At 61.3% G+C, this 16,403-nt stretch carries 15 protein-coding genes and 1 tRNA gene; 11 read left to right on the top strand and 5 right to left on the bottom strand.

The genetic code is table 11. From position 1 onward, the window contains the following. Positions 1–173 precede the first annotated feature (173 nt). The 4 genes from HYE77_RS21530 to HYE77_RS21515 all read left to right on the top strand — a co-directional run bounded on the left by HYE77_RS21530 (position 174) and on the right by HYE77_RS21515 (position 3,902). Positions 174–2,390, top strand: a complete 2,217-nt coding sequence (locus HYE77_RS21530; protein WP_177040782.1) for an AsmA family protein — start codon at positions 174–176, stop codon at positions 2,388–2,390. Next, positions 2,387–3,454, top strand: coding sequence for an A/G-specific adenine glycosylase (gene mutY / locus HYE77_RS21525; protein ID WP_008435691.1), 1,068 nt, complete (start codon positions 2,387–2,389; stop codon positions 3,452–3,454). Before HYE77_RS21530 ends, mutY begins: the two co-directional genes overlap by 4 nt. Further along, positions 3,451–3,723: an oxidative damage protection protein gene (locus tag HYE77_RS21520; RefSeq protein ID WP_087693327.1), complete on the top strand. Its 273-nt coding sequence runs from the start codon at positions 3,451–3,453 to the stop codon at positions 3,721–3,723. Before mutY ends, HYE77_RS21520 begins: the two co-directional genes overlap by 4 nt. 103 nt (positions 3,724–3,826) lie before the next feature. Next, positions 3,827–3,902 (top strand) — tRNA-Phe (locus tag HYE77_RS21515). Positions 3,903–3,993: 91 nt separating this feature from the next. On the opposite strand, the gene HYE77_RS21510 is transcribed toward HYE77_RS21515, so the two are convergent. The 3 genes from HYE77_RS21510 to HYE77_RS21500 form a co-directional block, all read right to left on the bottom strand. Continuing rightward, positions 3,994–4,269, bottom strand: a complete 276-nt coding sequence (locus HYE77_RS21510; RefSeq protein ID WP_008435692.1) for a hypothetical protein — start codon at positions 4,267–4,269, stop codon at positions 3,994–3,996. A 252-nt stretch (positions 4,270–4,521) separates the two neighbouring features. Further along, on the bottom strand, positions 4,522–6,162 hold the full coding sequence (locus HYE77_RS21505) for a glycosyltransferase family 39 protein (protein WP_177069300.1): 1,641 nt from the start codon (positions 6,160–6,162) through the stop codon (positions 4,522–4,524). Between the two features lie 87 nt (positions 6,163–6,249). Beyond that, positions 6,250–7,215 (bottom strand): arsenic resistance protein, encoded by a 966-nt coding sequence (locus HYE77_RS21500; protein ID WP_177069299.1) that lies wholly within the window; start codon positions 7,213–7,215, stop codon positions 6,250–6,252. Positions 7,216–7,387: 172 nt separating this feature from the next. Here HYE77_RS21500 and HYE77_RS21495 point away from each other — a divergent pair, with 172 nt between their 5' ends. Together HYE77_RS21495 and HYE77_RS21490 are read left to right on the top strand one after the other, a co-directional pair. Beyond that, on the top strand, positions 7,388–8,308 hold the full coding sequence (locus HYE77_RS21495) for an alpha/beta fold hydrolase (protein ID WP_102604466.1): 921 nt from the start codon (positions 7,388–7,390) through the stop codon (positions 8,306–8,308). A 73-nt stretch (positions 8,309–8,381) separates the two neighbouring features. After that, positions 8,382–8,795, top strand: a complete 414-nt coding sequence (locus HYE77_RS21490; RefSeq protein WP_134325579.1) for a hypothetical protein — start codon at positions 8,382–8,384, stop codon at positions 8,793–8,795. 135 nt (positions 8,796–8,930) lie between these two features. On the opposite strand, the gene gabP is transcribed toward HYE77_RS21490, so the two are convergent. Continuing rightward, entirely contained in the window at positions 8,931–10,322 is a 1,392-nt protein-coding gene (gene gabP, locus HYE77_RS21485; RefSeq protein ID WP_003218057.1) for a GABA permease, read from the bottom strand. Positions 10,323–10,876: 554 nt separating this feature from the next. Here gabP and HYE77_RS21480 point away from each other — a divergent pair. The 5 genes from HYE77_RS21480 (at position 10,877) to HYE77_RS21460 (ending at position 15,108) form a co-directional block, all read left to right on the top strand. Beyond that, the gene (locus HYE77_RS21480; protein ID WP_134325578.1) at positions 10,877–11,650 is read left to right on the top strand and encodes an ABC transporter ATP-binding protein; all 774 of its coding nucleotides are present in this window, start codon (positions 10,877–10,879) and stop codon (positions 11,648–11,650) included. A gap of 13 nt (positions 11,651–11,663) precedes the next feature. Then, on the top strand, positions 11,664–12,416 hold the full coding sequence (locus tag HYE77_RS21475; RefSeq protein WP_003218061.1) for an ABC transporter substrate-binding protein: 753 nt from the start codon (positions 11,664–11,666) through the stop codon (positions 12,414–12,416). A gap of 73 nt (positions 12,417–12,489) precedes the next feature. Next, a complete protein-coding gene (locus HYE77_RS21470; protein ID WP_003218063.1) occupies positions 12,490–13,185 on the top strand; it encodes an ABC transporter permease in 696 nt (231 codons plus the stop codon). A gap of 38 nt (positions 13,186–13,223) precedes the next feature. Continuing rightward, positions 13,224–13,913: an ABC transporter permease gene (locus tag HYE77_RS21465; protein WP_032899447.1), complete on the top strand. Its 690-nt coding sequence runs from the start codon at positions 13,224–13,226 to the stop codon at positions 13,911–13,913. Next, a complete protein-coding gene (locus HYE77_RS21460; protein ID WP_177069298.1) occupies positions 13,894–15,108 on the top strand; it encodes a methyltransferase in 1,215 nt (404 codons plus the stop codon). The genes HYE77_RS21465 and HYE77_RS21460 overlap by 20 nt, the downstream gene beginning before the upstream one ends. Positions 15,109–15,350: 242 nt before the next feature. Here HYE77_RS21460 and bcsQ read toward each other — a convergent pair whose 3' ends face one another. Then, on the bottom strand, positions 15,351–16,292 hold the full coding sequence (bcsQ, locus tag HYE77_RS21455; RefSeq protein WP_177069297.1) for a cellulose biosynthesis protein BcsQ: 942 nt from the start codon (positions 16,290–16,292) through the stop codon (positions 15,351–15,353). Between the last annotated feature and the right edge of the window lie 111 nt (positions 16,293–16,403).

Below are 16,403 nucleotides of genomic sequence, written 5' to 3'. Positions count from 1 at the left end.
CAGACGAACATGCGCAGATTAGCATCTGTGGATGACAGAAAAACCAAACTGATATCACCTTTCTGGAGTTATCTGATTTGTTTGACGCCATGTAACGATCCCTAAACAGCCATAGGGCTACGAGCGTTATACTCTTCGGCTAAATTTTAAAATCGACATACAAGGACTCGCCCATGAAAGCGTTCGGCAAAATCCTGGGTCTGGTACTTCTCGGGCTGTTGCTGATCATTGTGGCTCTAGGCTTTGCCCTGACCCATCTCTTCGATCCCAACGACTACAAAGACGAGATTCGCCAGATTGCCCGCGACAAGGCCCACATCGAGCTGACGCTCAATGGCGACATCGGCTGGAGCCTGTTCCCCTGGCTCGGTCTTGAATTGCACGAGGCCAGCGTTGCGACCCTGACCAATCCGAGCCAACCGTTTGCCGATCTGCAGATGCTCGGCCTGTCGGTGCGCGTGCTGCCGCTGCTGCGCCGTGAAGTGCAGATGAGCGATGTACGTGTCGAAGGCCTGAACCTGCGCCTGAACAAAGACGTGCATGGCCACGGCAACTGGGAAGACATCGGCAAGAATGTGCCGGACCCGGCTACCGCCGCCACCACGCCTGCCGTGGCTGAAGCGGCCACACCGCCCAAGCCTGAAAAGCCGCCGCAGCCGATCCGCCTGGACATCGACAGCCTGACCATCAACAACGCCCGCGTCGAATACAACGACGAGCAGACCGGCAAGCAGTTCAGCGCCGAAAGCATCCAGCTGAGTGCCGGCGCCGTGCACGAAGGTGCAAGCATCCCGGTCAAACTCACCGCGTTCTTCGGCACCAACCAGCCGCTGATGCGCGTCAAGACCGAGGTCAATGGCAACCTGCGCATTCAGCGCGCCCTCAAGCGCTACCAGTTCGAAGACATGAAGGTCACTGGTGAAGCCACCGGCGAGCCGCTGCAAGGCAAGACTGTGACCTTTTCGACCCAGGGCCAATTGCTGGTGGACCAGTCTGCGAATATCGCCGAATGGACCGGCATGAAGCTGTCGCTGAACCAACTGCGCGCCCTGGGCGAGCTGAAGGTCAACGACCTGGACAAGACTCCACAGCTCAGCGGCGCCCTGTCGATTGCCCAGTTTGACCTGGCCAAGTTCCTCGACAGCGTCGGCAACCCGCTGCCACCGATGGCCGCCGGCAGCCTGAGCAAGGTCGAACTGGTCAGCCGCCTCAAGGGCACGCCGACCAGCCTGGCGCTTGAAGACCTCAACCTGAAACTCGACGACAGCACCTTCACCGGTCGCGTGGCCGTGGATGATTTCGCCAGGCAATCCCTGCGGGTGCAGCTCAAGGCCGATACGTTCAACGCCGACAACTACCTGCCGGCCAAGTCCGAAGCCGCCAAGGGCGCTGCGGCCGCGCGCCAGGCTGAAGTGCAGAACAGCGAAGCCGGCGCCATGGCGGCCGGTGGCACCACACCGTTGCCGGACGCCCCGACCAAAGCCGCGTGGAGTACCGACAAGCTGCTGCCGCTGACCCGCCTGCGCACCCTGGACGTAAACGCCGACCTGTCCTTTGGCCAACTGACCCTGAGCAAGCTGCCGATCCAGAATGCCGCCCTGAAAGCCTCCGGCCTCGATGGCCAGCTCAAGCTCGATACCTTGAGCGGCGGCCTCTACAACGGCACCTTCCAGGCCAACGGCAACCTTGACGTGCGCCAGGACATCCCGCTGCTGGCGCTGCAAACCCGAATCAAGCAGGTACCGGTCGAACGCATCCTGCAAGCCCAGGGGCAGAACCCGCCGGTGAAGGGCCAGCTCACCCTCGACAGCAACCTCAACGGCCGCGGCAATAGCCAGAAAGCCCTGATCGACAGCCTCAACGGTACCGCCAGCTTCGCGATCAACAACGGCGTGCTGCTCAACGCCAACATCGAGCAACAGCTGTGCACCGGCATCGCCCTGCTCAACCGCAAGACCCTCAGCGGCGACCAGCGCGGCAAGGACACCCCGTTCCAGGAACTCAAGGGCAACCTGACCTTCCGCAATGGCGTGGCCAGCAACCCCGACCTGAAAGTGCGCATCCCGGGCCTGACCGTCAACGGCGACGGTGACGTCGACCTGCGCGTGCTGGGCATGGACTACCGCGTCGGCATCATCGTCGAAGGCGACCAGCGCGACGTGCCGGACCCGGCTTGCCAGGTGGGCTCCAACTTCCAGAACATCGAAGTCCCGCTGCGCTGCCGTGGCCCGCTGGAACTGGGCGCCAAGGCCTGCCGCCTGGACAAGGACGGCTTGAGCCAGGTCGCCATCAAGGCGGCGGGCAACAAGCTCAGCGAGAAGCTTGAACAGAAGCTCGACAAGGTCAATCCACAGCTGAAAGACGCGCTTAAAGGCCTGTTCAAACGATGAGAAACGAGCAGTTTTCAACGGCGGTGCTCGACTGGTACGACCGCCACGGTCGCCATGACCTGCCCTGGCAACAGGGCATCACGCCTTACCGGGTGTGGGTCTCGGAGATCATGTTGCAGCAGACCCAGGTCAGCACCGTGCTGAACTACTTCGACCGGTTCATGGCGTCCTTGCCAACGGTCGAAGCCCTGGCTGCCGCGCCGGAAGACGAAGTGCTGCACCTGTGGACCGGGCTGGGTTACTACACCCGGGCGCGCAACCTGCAAAAGACCGCGAAGATCGTCGTTGCCGAATATGGCGGCGAGTTTCCCCGTGACGTCGAAAAACTCACCGAACTGCCCGGCATTGGCCTGTCCACCGCGGGTGCGATTGCCAGCCTGAGCATGGGCCTGCGAGCGCCGATCCTCGATGGCAACGTCAAACGCGTGCTGGCGCGCTTTACCGCGCAAGAGGGTTACCCGGGCGAGCCGAAGGTCGCCAAACAGCTGTGGGCCACCGCAGAGCGCTTTACGCCCCATGACCGCGTCAACGCCTACACCCAGGCCATGATGGACATGGGCGCCACCCTCTGCACCCGCAGCAAGCCCAGCTGCCTGCTGTGCCCGCTGGAAAAGGGCTGCGAAGCGCACCTGCTCGGCCTGGAAACCCGCTACCCGATCCCCAAGCCACGCAAGACCGTGCCCCAGAAGCGCACGCTGATGCCGATGCTGGCCAATGGCGAGGGCGCGATCCTGCTTTACCGTCGCCCCTCCACAGGCCTGTGGGGCGGTTTGTGGAGCCTGCCGGAGCTGGATGACCTGGCCGACCTGGAACACCTGGCCAACCAGCACTCGCTGGCGCTGGGCAAACACCAGGAGCTGCCGAGCCTGATCCACACCTTCAGCCACTTCCAACTGGCTATCGAACCCTGGCTGGTCCAGGTCCAGGAGTCTGCCCATCACGTGGCCGAGGCTGACTGGCTCTGGTATAACCTCGCCACCCCGCCGCGCCTGGGCCTTGCCGCCCCGGTGAAAAAACTGCTGAAGCGCGCGGCTGAAGTATTGAACGCAGGAGTTCCGTCATGACCCGCACCATCATCTGCCGCAAGTACCACGAAGAACTGCCCGCCCTCGAGCGCGCCCCGTTCCCTGGCGCCAAGGGCCAGGACATTTTCGACAACGTCTCCGCCAAGGCCTGGGCTGACTGGCAAAAGCACCAGACCCTGTTGATCAACGAAAAGCGCCTGAACATGATGAACGCCGAAGACCGCAAATACCTGCAGGGCGAGATGGACAAGTACTTTTCCGGCGAGGATTACGCCAAGGCCGACGGCTACGTGCCACCTGCTGAATAATTGATCAAAATTGGGGGTTGGCCCGTAAGCGACGGTAATAATTAAATATTTTTTGAAAACTTGCTTGACGACCCCCTGAAAAACCCGTTTAATGCGCCCCGTTGCCCAGATAGCTCAGTCGGTAGAGCAGGGGATTGAAAATCCCCGTGTCGGCGGTTCGATTCCGTCTCTGGGCACCACTAATTAGTTTCAGGTGGTGCAAACGTCATCTGAAACACACAAAAAACCCGCCTGGTGCGGGTTTTTTGTTGCCTGGCGTTTTTGACTCCTTCAGCCACCGCCCCGCATCAACGTCAACACCGCAACCCGCTCCTGCTCGGAGATGTGAAAACCACTCTCCTCCACGCGCGCAATCCAATCCTGCGCCGAGAGCGACTCGCCAAAACGCACCAGGCGTCCGTAGCGCCTGAACACAGCCTCCAGCACGCTGATCATCGAGGGGTAGCTGCAGCCTCCGTCAAAACAGATGCTGAGGCCGCCAAGCCAGGAACGGCCGATCACGTGGGCACTACCGACGCTCTCGGCACCGGCATACTCAAAATCCATTTTTACTGCTTCCATGTCGCACCCAAACTCATCACCACGAAAGTACCCAAGCCTAGCAGGCGCCTGTTTTGCGGCAGGCTGCAAAGCGCTCCAATCAGACCAACCGGTCATCCAGGCGGCGACCATACAGTAAGACGATCCAAAGCGCCGGTTATCAACACCTCATTCCGACCCCATTGATCCATCCTTAATTCCCCAGTGATCGCCACTCTCGTCGGCGTCACCACCGACAAGCATGTCAAGGCGACTGAGTCACTTCACCAGGAACACCAGCAGCGGGTTGTCATTCAACCGCCCATTGAACACCGGCGCCATGTGTTCCAGCGGCGTGCCGCTGAGCAATGCGGTTTGCTTGCGCTCCACAATCACCCAGGCGGGGCGCGGCAGCGTATCCACCAGCAAGGGTTGGTTGCGCCCGATGAACAGCGGCTGCTCGTCGTGATCCAGGTTCATGATGTAGCGAATCGCCCAGGTGTCCTTGGCCAGATCGACGAACACCAGGGTCCCGGGATTATCGGCACGCAGCTTTTCCACCGCGCTTACGAAGTTCCTGGTGTCGAATTGCAGGTCCTTGGCCGGCTCCACAACCTTCACCAGCACCAGCCATTGGGTGGCCAGCGCAATCAGGCTGAGCACCACCAGGCGCTGGCCGAGATTGCCCTGCAAACGGCGCCAGGCAATCACGGCTGCGAGTTGCAGCACGATCAGCACACCCACCAGCGCCGGCACTGAAACGTCCGGCCAGTAGCCGTGCTTGTGCCACAGATGCCGACAGACAAACACCACGACAATGCCCAGCACCGGCAGGACCGCCACCAGCCACTCATAGCCACGCCGCACGCCCAGCAACCAGCCCTGGGCCTGGAGCAAGCCATAGGCGGCCACCGCGGCAAACATCGGGACCATGGGCACGATGTAATAGGCGCGCTTGAAGTGCGGCACCGACAAGCCCAGCAAAATCATCAGGCCGCAGGCGGCCAAGCGCAGCATCAACTGCACATCGGCATCGTCGTGGCGGGCCGACCATTTGTGGCGCAGGGCAATCATCGTCGCCAGGGCCAGCGGCACCACCGGGAAATAGCGGTACAGGCTCAGCTTGAAGTAGAAGTAGAACGCCTCACCGGTTTCATCAAGGCGCCCGGTGAATTGCATCCGCAGCACATCATCGACGAAAGCATCGCCCCCGCTGATCCGCGCCAGTTTCAACAGCGCCCACCAACAGCCGGCCAGCAGGATCAAACCGACCACGCCGTGGGCAATCACCTTTTTCAGCAGTGCAATCCGCTCTTGCCGCGTACGAGCGGTGCCCAGCGCCCAGTAGACACAGGCCACCCCGCACACCTCGATCAACCCCAGCGGCCCGCGAATGGCAAACGCCACCACGAACAACGGAAAGATCGCATATTGGCGCAGCCGCGAGCCCAGGCGCTCACCGGTATGCAGCAGGTAGAAACACCCCAGGCACAACAACGAGATCATCTGGTCCAGGCACACCGAGCGCGACTTCTCCAGCAACTGGGCAGTCAATGCGGTGAGCAGCACCGTCAGCAGCGCCCACGCCCGGCCCGACGGCACCAGCAAGCGGTAGATCAGCGCCATGACCCCGGCAGACGCCAGGGCGGTGGGCATCACGTTAGCCAGGTCGTTGGGCGCGCCGAATAAACGGGCAAAGAGGTAGCTCAGGTAGGTCGCGGTGCCCGGATAGTCCGGGTAAGGCTCACCGTAGGTGGTAGGAAACAGGCTCGCGCCGTGGCGAAACATTTCTTGCATGAACACGGCCCAGCGGCCGTCGAAGCCCTGTGGCTGCTGGTCCCAGATGCCCAGGGTGAACAGCAGCAGGGCGATGAGGAAAATACCCAGCGATTCCATTCGAAAGCGATTGTGTTGATCCATTATTCAGCCTGTCAGGTGGGGTAAACCGGCTCATGTTGCCGAACGCCACCCTGAATAAGCCCTGAACGGAATCAAACATTCATCCACCTAACGACGAGCGGGCCAGATCAGCAGCGGCAGCAGGCGGATATAGAGTAGCTCCCCTACCAATTCCACCAGGGTTTGCGTGATCACCGCTGCAGCAGCGAGCCCGCGGATCTCTTCGGGCAACGCCAGCGCCAGCGGCAGCACCACCAGGGAATTACGCGTGGAGGCGCTGAAGGTGACCGCCCGCGCCGTGGGCGCCGATAGCTTGAACAGGCACGAAGCCAGCGCCCCCATCAGCGGGGCCAGCAACAGGAAGCCGATATACACCGGGATCACCGGCGCCAGCAGGCCGATATCGCGGACCACGGCGGTGATCTGCGAACCGATCACCACCATCAGCACCAGCGCCATGGCCGGCACGGGCAGCCAGGCCCAGGCATCGTTCCAGGCACTGACGACCGGTGAGCGCCGGGACAGGGAAGTGGTCAGCACCGCCAGAATCATGGGGGCAACGATCAGCAGCAGGAAGGCCTCGACAAACGGCCCCACTGCAACCACCACCTGCGACTGCGCCCCCAGCATCAACCCCAGGTAGACCGGCAACAGCAGCAGTTGCAGCAACAACAGAATCGGGGTCGCCGCCAGCATCAACCGCGAGTCACCCTTGCCGATATGGGTAAACACCACCACGTAGTCGATGCACGGCGTCAACAGCACCAGCAACGCACCCACCAGGATCGCCGGGTGTTCCACCAGGCCCCGAGTCAGCGCCCACACCAGCAGCGGAATCAGGATGAAGTTGGCCAGCAGCAACGCGGCCATGAAGTGTTTGTTGCCCAGCCCCTGGCGCAGGTCCAGAAAGGGGATTTGCAGGAACATCGCGTACATCAGCACGGCGATGGCGGGCGTAACCAGGGCGGCCACACCTTGAGACATGGAGGGCGCCAGCAGGCCGACAACGGCAGCCAGCACCACGCTGGCGAAGTAGATCGGGATCTGGTTTTGTTCGAGGGTGTCGCGGGTCATGGGCCGGCTCTGGTGGGCGAAAGGGTCTAAGCCTAGGCATCTGTGCCGCTCAGGTCGAGCCTCAGAAAAATCCCCGGGGTCTTCATAGCAGAAATTTGTTAGTTTCGACTTCTCATAAAACTGCGCACGGGCCTTTGACCCCCCATCGAAAGCGCAATGATCGAGCCTGTTCATGAACCTGCCAGTCCGACCTCAAGCCGAAGCATTCCGCGAGCCCACAGCCGATGGGCATTCCATCGGCGGCTTCACATGGCGCCATCCGCGCACAGACGTTGAACGCCCGGTCGTCATCATCAACGCCGCCACCTCCGTACGCTGCCGTCACTACTCACGGTTTGCCGATTACCTGTTTGCCAATGGCTTCGACGTCATCACCTACGACTACCGCGGCATCGGCGAATCCCGCAGCGGCTCGCTGAAAGGGTTCAAGGCCTCGTGGTCCGATTGGGGCGTGCTGGACTTCGAAGCGATCCTGCAGCGGGCCCAGCGGGAGTTTGCCGGCCAACCGATTGATGTGGTCGGGCACAGTTTTGGCGGATGTGCGGCGGGGCTCGGGGCTTCCGGCGCGGTGATTCGGCGCCTGGTGACGGTAGGCGCGCAGTTTGCCTACTGGCGCGACTACGAGGCGAGCGGGCGCTGGCGGATGCTTGCCAAATGGCATGTGGTGATGCCGCTGGTGACAGCGGTTTTTGGCTACTTCCCGGGCAAACGCATAGGCTGGCTGGAGGATACCCCGGCGGGCGTGGTACGCGACTGGAGTACGCCGACGCCGAGTTATGAAAAACGTCCGAGTGGGCGAGCCTTGCCCGAGTTGCCGTTTTCGCGGGTGAAGGCACAGATATTGGCGATCAGCATTACCGACGATCCGTTTGGTACCGTCGCAGCAATCGAACGCCTGCTGGGTTACTTCGACGGCAGCGAGCGCACGCATCTGCGAATCGCGCCTGAAGATATCGGCGAAAAAGAGGTCGGACACTTCGCATTCTTTCGCAGCCAGTATCAGGATCGGTTGTGGCCGATTGCATTGGCTTGGCTGCAACGGGGAGAGTTGGCCAACGGCACGCCGGGGCGCCAAGTGACGGATCGCACCTAGAAAGCCTTGGGATTTCTCCAGACCTGCGCTTCAATACCCCACCCCCAGATCCTGACACCAAGGACGTGAGCCCATGGCTTCGCCGAACAAGCAGCAAAAACGCGCCCACCGGGCAAAAGCCAAGGCCAAGCAGAATCGCACCCAACGCGCCGTCGCCACCAAGCCGGATGCCTTTGCCGGCGATGACAGCCGCATTGATCTTGAATCGGTGGATTTGACCGAGCTGTTCCTGGAGATGCGCACCGCTGGCGAAACCAGCCAGCAGGCGCTGTGTGCCGTGTTCCTGGCGCACCCGCTGCTGGCAGTGGTACTGGAGCAGGAAGGCGAAGAAGAAGCGACGGACTTTATCCTCGCGGCGCTGATCGAGTATCGCCAGTGGGCCACGGATACCGAGGATGAAGCGGCAGCGCTGGCGTGGATTGAATCGCCGGAATTCCAGGCCGATTACGTCGCGGCGTCACAGGCGCTTGTTAGCTCCGAAGGCTGATACAAAACGAAATGTGGGAGCGGGCTTGCTCGCGAAGGCAGTGTGTCAGTCAGCTCAAATGTCGACTGATCCACCGCATTCGCGAGCAAGCCCGCTCCCACATTTGATCAACGGTATTGCGACGAAAGCATTCCGTCAGTTAAGCACCGCAGCCCCAACCTTCCGGCCCTTGCGCCGACGCGACACCATCAGCCCCGCCGCAACTACCAGCAAGCTCAGGATCCCGGTGGCAATGATCTCCACCTGATGCGCTTCCTGGAACAACATGATCGTCAGCACGCCCACGATGAACACGATCACCGCATACGTCAGGCCCGGGAACAGCCACATCTTGAAGGCAATCTTCTCGCCCGCTTCCGTGCGTTTCTGGCGCATGCGCAGTTGCGACACGGCGATCACCAGGTACACCAGCAGCGCGATGGCGCCGGAGCTGGCCAGCAGGAATTCAAACACCGCCGCCGGTGCCACGTAGTTGGCGAATACCGCCAGGAACGCCGCGCCGGTAGACAGCAACACCGCCCAGTAAGGCGTGCCGCTCTTGTTGGTGATCTTGGACACCGCCGGTGCATCACCGCGACGGCCCAGGGAGAACATCATGCGCGAAGCGGTGTACAGCGCCGAGTTCAGGCAACTGGTCACGGCCACCAGCACCACCAGGTCAACGATCAGCTTGGCATTCGGGATGCCCATGCGTTCCAGCACGGTCTGGTAGGAACCGACCGCTGCCAGCGCAGGATCATTCCACGGCACCAGGGCCACGACGATGAAGATCGACACCAGGTAGAACAAGCCGATCCGCCAGATCACCGAGTTGGTGGCCTTGGAAATCTGCTGGCCCGGGTTCTTCGATTCAGCGGCCGCGATGGTCACGATCTCGGTGCCCATGAACGAGAACATGGTGGTCAGGATCGCCGCCAATACCGCGCCCATGCCGTTGGGCAGGAAGCCCTGGGTGTCGAACAGGTGCGAAACGCCGCTGACCTGACTGCCCGGCAGGAAGCCGAAGATCGCCAGGATGCCGAGGATCACAAACCCGATGATCGCCACCACTTTGATCAGCGCAAACCAGAACTCGAACTCGCCGTAGTTCTTCACACTGAACAGGTTGGTCGCGGTCAGCAGCAAGGTAATGATCAGGGTGAAGGCCCAGATCGCCACGCCGGGGAACCAGGCGTGCAGGATGGTCGCGGCAGCGTTGGCTTCCAGCGGAATCACCAGCACCCAGAACCACCAGTACAACCAGCCGATGGTGAAACCGGCCCAGTGCCCGATCGCACGGTCGGCATAAGTAGAGAACGAACCCGTGTCCGGCGATGCCACGGCCATCTCGGCCAGCATGCGCATCACCAACACCACCAGCGTACCGGCGGCGGCATAAGCCAGCAGCACGGCCGGGCCCGCCGCAGCAATCGCGTGGCCGGAGCCCACAAACAACCCGGCACCGATAACGCCGGCAATCGACAGCATGGTGACGTGACGCGGTTTGAGCCCCTGTTCGAGGTCATTGGAGCTTTGCGTACTACTCATTGACACACCTTTGCGAGGAATTGCGAATACGGTCCACCCGGTCTGGCGTCTTTCTCGTGAAAAGAAACCAACGGGGCGTTCTTTATTTTTTACGCAAGATTTGCGCCAAAATGTTACAGAGCCACGATTGACGCGGGCTGTAGGGAAACTCAATAGCTCTCGTAAGTCACTGACACTAATGGCATTCCGCTATAGCGTTACTGTGCGACTCACTTGAAAGACGAATCAGTGCACCAAAAACACACACAATTTGTGCGTGACGCCCCATAAAAGGGCTGATAAGGACCGTTCGCCGGTTTAACCCTTCCAACACCCGGCCAAAGCTGGCACCATCGCGCCCTTTTTTACGCGAAACCTGTAGGAATACTGGTTCAAACGGCTGTTCGGTTGTTGATGGCGCGACACACTGCTGTGCCGATGCGACACCCTGCCGCAGACCGTCTGTTTACCGCCTGCAGGGCTGTTGGCTGTCATCCGGACGCTATGCTAGCTTGGCGCCTCGCCAGGAAGGCGGGCCAACAGCAGGAGCGCAATGAACACAATGAGGACCGCACATGGCTGAGGCCACGCCCGCGCTTGAAATCCGCAACTTGCATAAACGCTATGGTGAGCTGGAGGTGCTTAAAGGTATCTCGCTGACCGCCCGCGACGGCGATGTGATCTCGATCCTGGGTTCCTCCGGTTCCGGCAAGTCCACGTTCCTGCGCTGCATCAACCTGCTGGAAAACCCGCACCAGGGGCAAATCCTGGTGGCTGGTGAAGAGCTCAAGCTCAAGGCTGCGAAAAACGGCGAACTGGTGGCCGCCGACGGCAAACAGATCAACCGCCTGCGCAGCGAAATCGGTTTTGTGTTTCAAAACTTTAACCTGTGGCCGCACATGAGCGTCCTCGACAACATCATCGAGGCCCCGCGCCGCGTGCTCGGCCAGAGCAAGGCCGAAGCCACTGAAATCGCCGAAGCCTTGCTGGCCAAGGTCGGCATCATTGACAAGCGTCATGCCTACCCCGCGCAACTGTCCGGCGGCCAGCAACAACGCGCCGCGATCGCACGCACCCTGGCCATGCAGCCCAAAGTCATCCTGTTCGACGAGCCCACATCGGCCCTTGACCCGGAAATGGTTCAGGAAGTACTTAATGTGATCCGCGCCCTGGCCGAAGAAGGCCGCACCATGCTGCTGGTCACCCATGAAATGGGCTTTGCCCGCCAGGTGTCCAGTGAAGTGGTGTTCCTGCACCAGGGCCTGGTCGAAGAGCAAGGATCGCCACAGCAGGTATTTGAAAACCCGCTTTCGGCGCGCTGCAAACAATTCATGTCCAGCAACCGCTAACGGAGCAACATGCATGCAGAACTATAAAAAATTCCTCTTGGCCGCCGCTGTTTCGATGGCGTTCAGCGCCACGGCGATGGCTGAAACCTTGAAAATGGGGATCGAAGCGGCCTACCCGCCGTTCAACAATAAAGATGCCAGCGGCAACGTCGTCGGCTTCGACAAGGACATCGGCGACGCCCTGTGCGCCAAGATGAAAGTCGAGAAGTGCGAAGTGTATGTCTCCGACTGGGACGGCATCATCCCGGCCCTGAATGCCAAGAAGTTCGACTTCCTGGTCTCCTCGCTGTCCATCACCGATGAACGCAAGCAGGCCGTCGACTTCACCGACCCGTACTACTCCAACAAGCTGCAGTTCATCGCGCCCAAAGCCAACAAAGACTTCAAGACCGACGCGGACTACCTGAAGGGCAAGATCATCGGTGCACAGCGCGCAACGCTGGCCGGTACCTACCTGGAAGACAAGCTGCCGGACACCACCGCCAAGCTCTACGACACCCAGGAAAACGCCTACCTCGACCTGACTTCCGGCCGCCTGGACGGGATGCTCGCCGACAAGTACGTGCAATACGAGTGGCTGAAAAGCAAAGACGGCTCCGCCTACGAATTCAAGGGCGACCCGGTGGTCGAGAGCGACAAGATCGGTATCGCCGTACGCAAAGGCGACCCGCTGCGCGAGCGCTTGAACAAAGCCCTGGCTGAAATCAAGGCCGACGGCACCTACAAGAAGATCAACGACAAGTACTTCCCTTTCAGTATCGAGTGATCCTGAATGGCCTGCCCGGCGTGCTCGCTTGAGTGCGCCGGTCCTGAGCTTTGCCTTGCGAAACGACTAAACCATGAATTTCGACCTCTACGGATTCGGCCCGGCGCTCGCCGCCGGCGCGCTGATGACCGTCAAGCTGGCGCTCACCGCCCTGTGCCTCGGGCTGGTGCTCGGGCTGGCCGGCGCCCTGGCCAAGACTTCCCCGTACAAGCCGCTGCAATGGCTTGGCGGCAGCTACTCCACCCTGGTTCGCGGCATCCCGGAACTGCTGTGGGTCCTGCTGATCTACTTCGGCACGGTCAACCTGATGCGCTCCCTCGGGGAGTTTTTCGGCAACCCCGACCTTTCCCTCAGCGCTTTCGCCGCCGGGGTGATCGCCCTGGGCCTGTGCTTTGGCGCCTACGCCACGGAAGTCTTCCGCGGCGCGATCCTGGCCATTCCCAAGGGCCACCGTGAAGCCGGTGTCGCACTGGGCTTGTCGAAGGTCCGGATCTTCACTCGCTTGATCATGCCGCAGATGTGGCGCATCGCGCTGCCGGGCCTGGGCAACCTGTTCATGATTCTGATGAAGGACACCGCGCTGGTCTCGGTGATCGGCCTGGAAGAAATCATGCGCCACGCGCAGATCGGCGTGACCGTCACCAAGCAGCCCTTCACCTTCTTTATGGTCGCGGCCTTCATGTACCTGGGCCTCACTGTCCTGGCGATGACCGGCATGCACTTCCTGGAAAAACGTGCCGCGCGCGGCTTTGCGAGGAGCACGCAATGAGTGGCGACTACAGCTGGCTGTCGCATTTCGACCTGGGCCTGAACTGGGCCGTGATCATTAAATGGCTGCCGAAACTGGCCCAGGGCGCAACCCTGACCCTGGAGCTGGTGGCCATCGCCGTGATCGCCGGCCTGCTGCTGGCAATCCCGCTGGGCATCGCCCGCTCGTCACGCCTGTGGTACGTGCGCACCCTGCCCTACTGCTACATTTTCTTCTTCCGCGGCACGCCGCTGCTGGTGCAGCTGTTCCTGGTGTACTACGGCCTGGCACAGTTCGACGCCGTGCGTGAGAGTTTCATGTGGCCGTACCTGCGGGACCCGTTCTGGTGCGCCACCGCCACCATGACCCTGCACACCGCCGCCTATATCGCCGAGATCCTGCGCGGCGCGATCCAGGCCATCCCGCCGGGTGAAATCGAAGCCGCGCGGGCGCTGGGCATGTCCAGGCCCAAGGCGCTGTTCTACATCATCCTGCCGCGTGCCGCGCGCATCGGCCTGCCGGCCTACAGCAACGAAGTGATCCTGATGCTCAAGGCCAGCGCCCTGGCCAGTACCGTGACCCTGCTGGAACTGACCGGCATGGCCCGCACAATCATTGCCCGCACCTACCTGCCGGTGGAGATCTTCTTCGCAGCGGGTTTGTTCTACCTGCTGATGTCCTACGTCCTGGTGCGCTTCTTCAAGCTGCTGGAGCGCTGGTTGCGGGTCGATGCCTGCCAGGGCCGCTGACGCCTTGTTGACGGGTGAGCACCTGCTCGCCCGCTTCCAGGCGCTGGATACGTTCCTCACCGAACATCAAGGGCTGTGGCGACCACGGCCCTTTACCCATCTGCAATTGCCGTGGGAAACCCAGCATCCCGAACTGGCCCATTGGCTGCGCCAGCGCTCGCTGGCCGAAGCGGAAAGCAGCCATAACCAGCCTCACCACCTGCCGGCGCCTGCGCCTTTCCCTGAGCTGGCCATGCAGTCGCTGAATCTCAGCGCTGTGGATAACTTACCGTCCCGCCCGCTACCCGCCGCCCGTCATCGCCTGAACGTCGATGTACCCGGCCGCAAATGGCAGCAGATCGAAGCCTTCGGTGCCGCGCTGCAATTTCGCCAACCCCCCGAACACTGGCTAGACTGGTGTGCCGGCAAGGGCCACCTCGGCCGCCGCCTGTTGCAACCCGGGCAGCAACTGACCTGCCTGGAATACGACCCGGCCCTCATCGCCTCAGGGCAAGCCCTCAGCGAACACCATCAATTGCCCGTCACCCATCGCCTGCAAGACGTGATGGCCGACGTACAGATCAGCCGCGACCAAACCCCGGTGGCACTGCACGCCTGCGGCGACCTGCATGTGCGCCTGCTCCAGCTGGCCAGCGCCGCCGGCTGCCAGCAGTTGGCCGTGGCGCCCTGCTGCTACAACCGCATCCGCGCCGAGCAGTACCAGCCGCTGTCGATTGCCGCCCAGGCGTCGTCACTGCATTTATCGGTGGAAGACCTCGGCCTGCCGCTGAGCGAAACCGTTACCGCAGGCGCGCGGGTGCGTCAGCAGCGCGATACGTCGATGGCCAGGCGCCTGGGTTTTGATGTTCTGCAGCGGCAACTGCGCAAGAGCGATGCTTACCTGCCCACTCCGTCCCTGCCCGCGAGTTGGCTGGCCAAGCCGTTCGCCGACTACTGCCGCGAACTGGCGGCCCTCAAGGGATTATCCACAGGGGAACAGGATTGGTCGGCACTGGAGGCCCAAGGCTGGCAGCGCTTGGCGCAGGTGCGAAACCTGGAATTAGTGCGTGGTCTGTTTCGGCGCCCGCTGGAAATGTGGCTGGTGCTGGACCGGGCATTGTTTCTCGAAGAAAACGGTTACAGGGTTCAAGTCGGCAGCTTCTGCGAAACACCGCTCACCCCGCGCAACCTGATGCTGCTCGCCGAGCGCAATTAAAGGGCATTTTGTCGCAGCGTGCCCTGTGGATAACTCTGTTGATGGAATTCTGGCAGAGGCCCTGCCGGCAAGCTTCGCGGGGCAAAATGCTGACTGGTCATTTTTTGTTCACAAAATAAAACGCACGCAAAACAGGCAGTTGCAGCGTGATGAGAACCGCTCCGCAAAATTGCGGTTTGATGACAGGTCGAACCAACCGATTGTGCATAAGCATCTGAGGTTAGCGGCATAACCCGGGCTTTTCAGTGGGCAACCAGCAGGCGGCAAAGCGCGTTTATATCGTCACAGGCCATGCTTGCGGCTTGGTTATCCAGCGGATCGCTGCCAAAAGCCAGGGCCTCGCTGATCGCCGGATCCCGATGCACCACCTCCAACAGGCTGTCACCCAGGCGCTTCCTGAACACCTCGACCATGTCCAGGCTAAAGCCCGAGGTCTCGTCGAGTTGGTTGATCACGAAGTGGCAACGCAGCGCCGGCCGATCATCAAGGTGTGGCGCCAGCAACTGCTCCATCTGCTCCAGGGTGCCAAGGGAAGCCGCATCCGCCTGGGCGATGACCAGCACCACATCGGCCACGTTCAGTGCCTGATGCAGGTAGACGTTATTACCCGCCGGGGTGTCGATGATCACCGTGTCCTGCTCACCCAAGCCCAGGGCCGACAAATGTTGCGCCAGCCAATGCGGCTCCTGTTTCAGCCAGCGCTGGAGGTCTTCCTGCTGACGGATATCGGTTTCGCCAAACGTGATCACCTGGCAACCGGCAAAGCCTGAATGAAGGATCTGGCTCCAGCGCTCGTTATGCAGGCTGGTGCGCCCGATGCCGGGCAAGGTATGGCTCAGGCCGAAGTGGTGATAGAGCGCGTTTTGCGGGTCCAGGTCCAGCGCCACCACTGGCTGCCCCAGGCGCTGCAAACCGCTGCTCAGCGCCGTGGCCAGGGTGCTGCGGCCGACGCCGCCATTGACCGAAACCAGCGCTACCACCTTCGCCCGGATGTTCGCGGCTTCGCGGGACTGCTCGTTGGCACAAGGGGAATGTCGGGAGAACGACGCGCCACTGCCCATACTGAGGCTGGCACTGTCGTCGACCGGCATGTCTTCGAAGAACTGCAGCATCGAATCCATCCCTTGAACATCACTGGCAGTCGTCTTATCGAACAACGAAAAAAGATCATCGGTACGGCTCATCGCCAACACTCCCTCACGACGCATCTTAAAGACGTGAAAGGTCAGCTGTACTGATGCTTACCGCAGGTCTTTTTGTGGGCGCCTTTGTGTACGCATTCTGTGACAAAGGAA

This window comes from Pseudomonas sp. IPO3774, assembly GCF_013386835.1.
GTDB lineage: Bacteria > Pseudomonadota > Gammaproteobacteria > Pseudomonadales > Pseudomonadaceae > Aquipseudomonas.
This window is presented reverse-complemented; position numbering and strand designations above follow the sequence as displayed.

Coding starts and splice junctions, on each gene's coding strand:
- HYE77_RS21530 (WP_177040782.1), top strand. CDS start 174: ATGAAAGCGTTCGGCAAAATCCTGGGTCTGGTACTTCTCGGGCTGTTG.
- mutY (WP_008435691.1), top strand. CDS start 2,387: ATGAGAAACGAGCAGTTTTCAACGGCGGTGCTCGACTGGTACGACCGC.
- HYE77_RS21520 (WP_087693327.1), top strand. CDS start 3,451: ATGACCCGCACCATCATCTGCCGCAAGTACCACGAAGAACTGCCCGCC.
- HYE77_RS21510 (WP_008435692.1), bottom strand. CDS start 4,269: ATGGATTTTGAGTATGCCGGTGCCGAGAGCGTCGGTAGTGCCCACGTG.
- HYE77_RS21505 (WP_177069300.1), bottom strand. CDS start 6,162: ATGGATCAACACAATCGCTTTCGAATGGAATCGCTGGGTATTTTCCTC.
- HYE77_RS21500 (WP_177069299.1), bottom strand. CDS start 7,215: ATGACCCGCGACACCCTCGAACAAAACCAGATCCCGATCTACTTCGCC.
- HYE77_RS21495 (WP_102604466.1), top strand. CDS start 7,388: ATGAACCTGCCAGTCCGACCTCAAGCCGAAGCATTCCGCGAGCCCACA.
- HYE77_RS21490 (WP_134325579.1), top strand. CDS start 8,382: ATGGCTTCGCCGAACAAGCAGCAAAAACGCGCCCACCGGGCAAAAGCC.
- gabP (WP_003218057.1), bottom strand. CDS start 10,322: ATGAGTAGTACGCAAAGCTCCAATGACCTCGAACAGGGGCTCAAACCG.
- HYE77_RS21480 (WP_134325578.1), top strand. CDS start 10,877: ATGGCTGAGGCCACGCCCGCGCTTGAAATCCGCAACTTGCATAAACGC.
- HYE77_RS21475 (WP_003218061.1), top strand. CDS start 11,664: ATGCAGAACTATAAAAAATTCCTCTTGGCCGCCGCTGTTTCGATGGCG.
- HYE77_RS21470 (WP_003218063.1), top strand. CDS start 12,490: ATGAATTTCGACCTCTACGGATTCGGCCCGGCGCTCGCCGCCGGCGCG.
- HYE77_RS21460 (WP_177069298.1), top strand. CDS start 13,894: ATGCCTGCCAGGGCCGCTGACGCCTTGTTGACGGGTGAGCACCTGCTC.
- bcsQ (WP_177069297.1), bottom strand. CDS start 16,292: ATGAGCCGTACCGATGATCTTTTTTCGTTGTTCGATAAGACGACTGCC.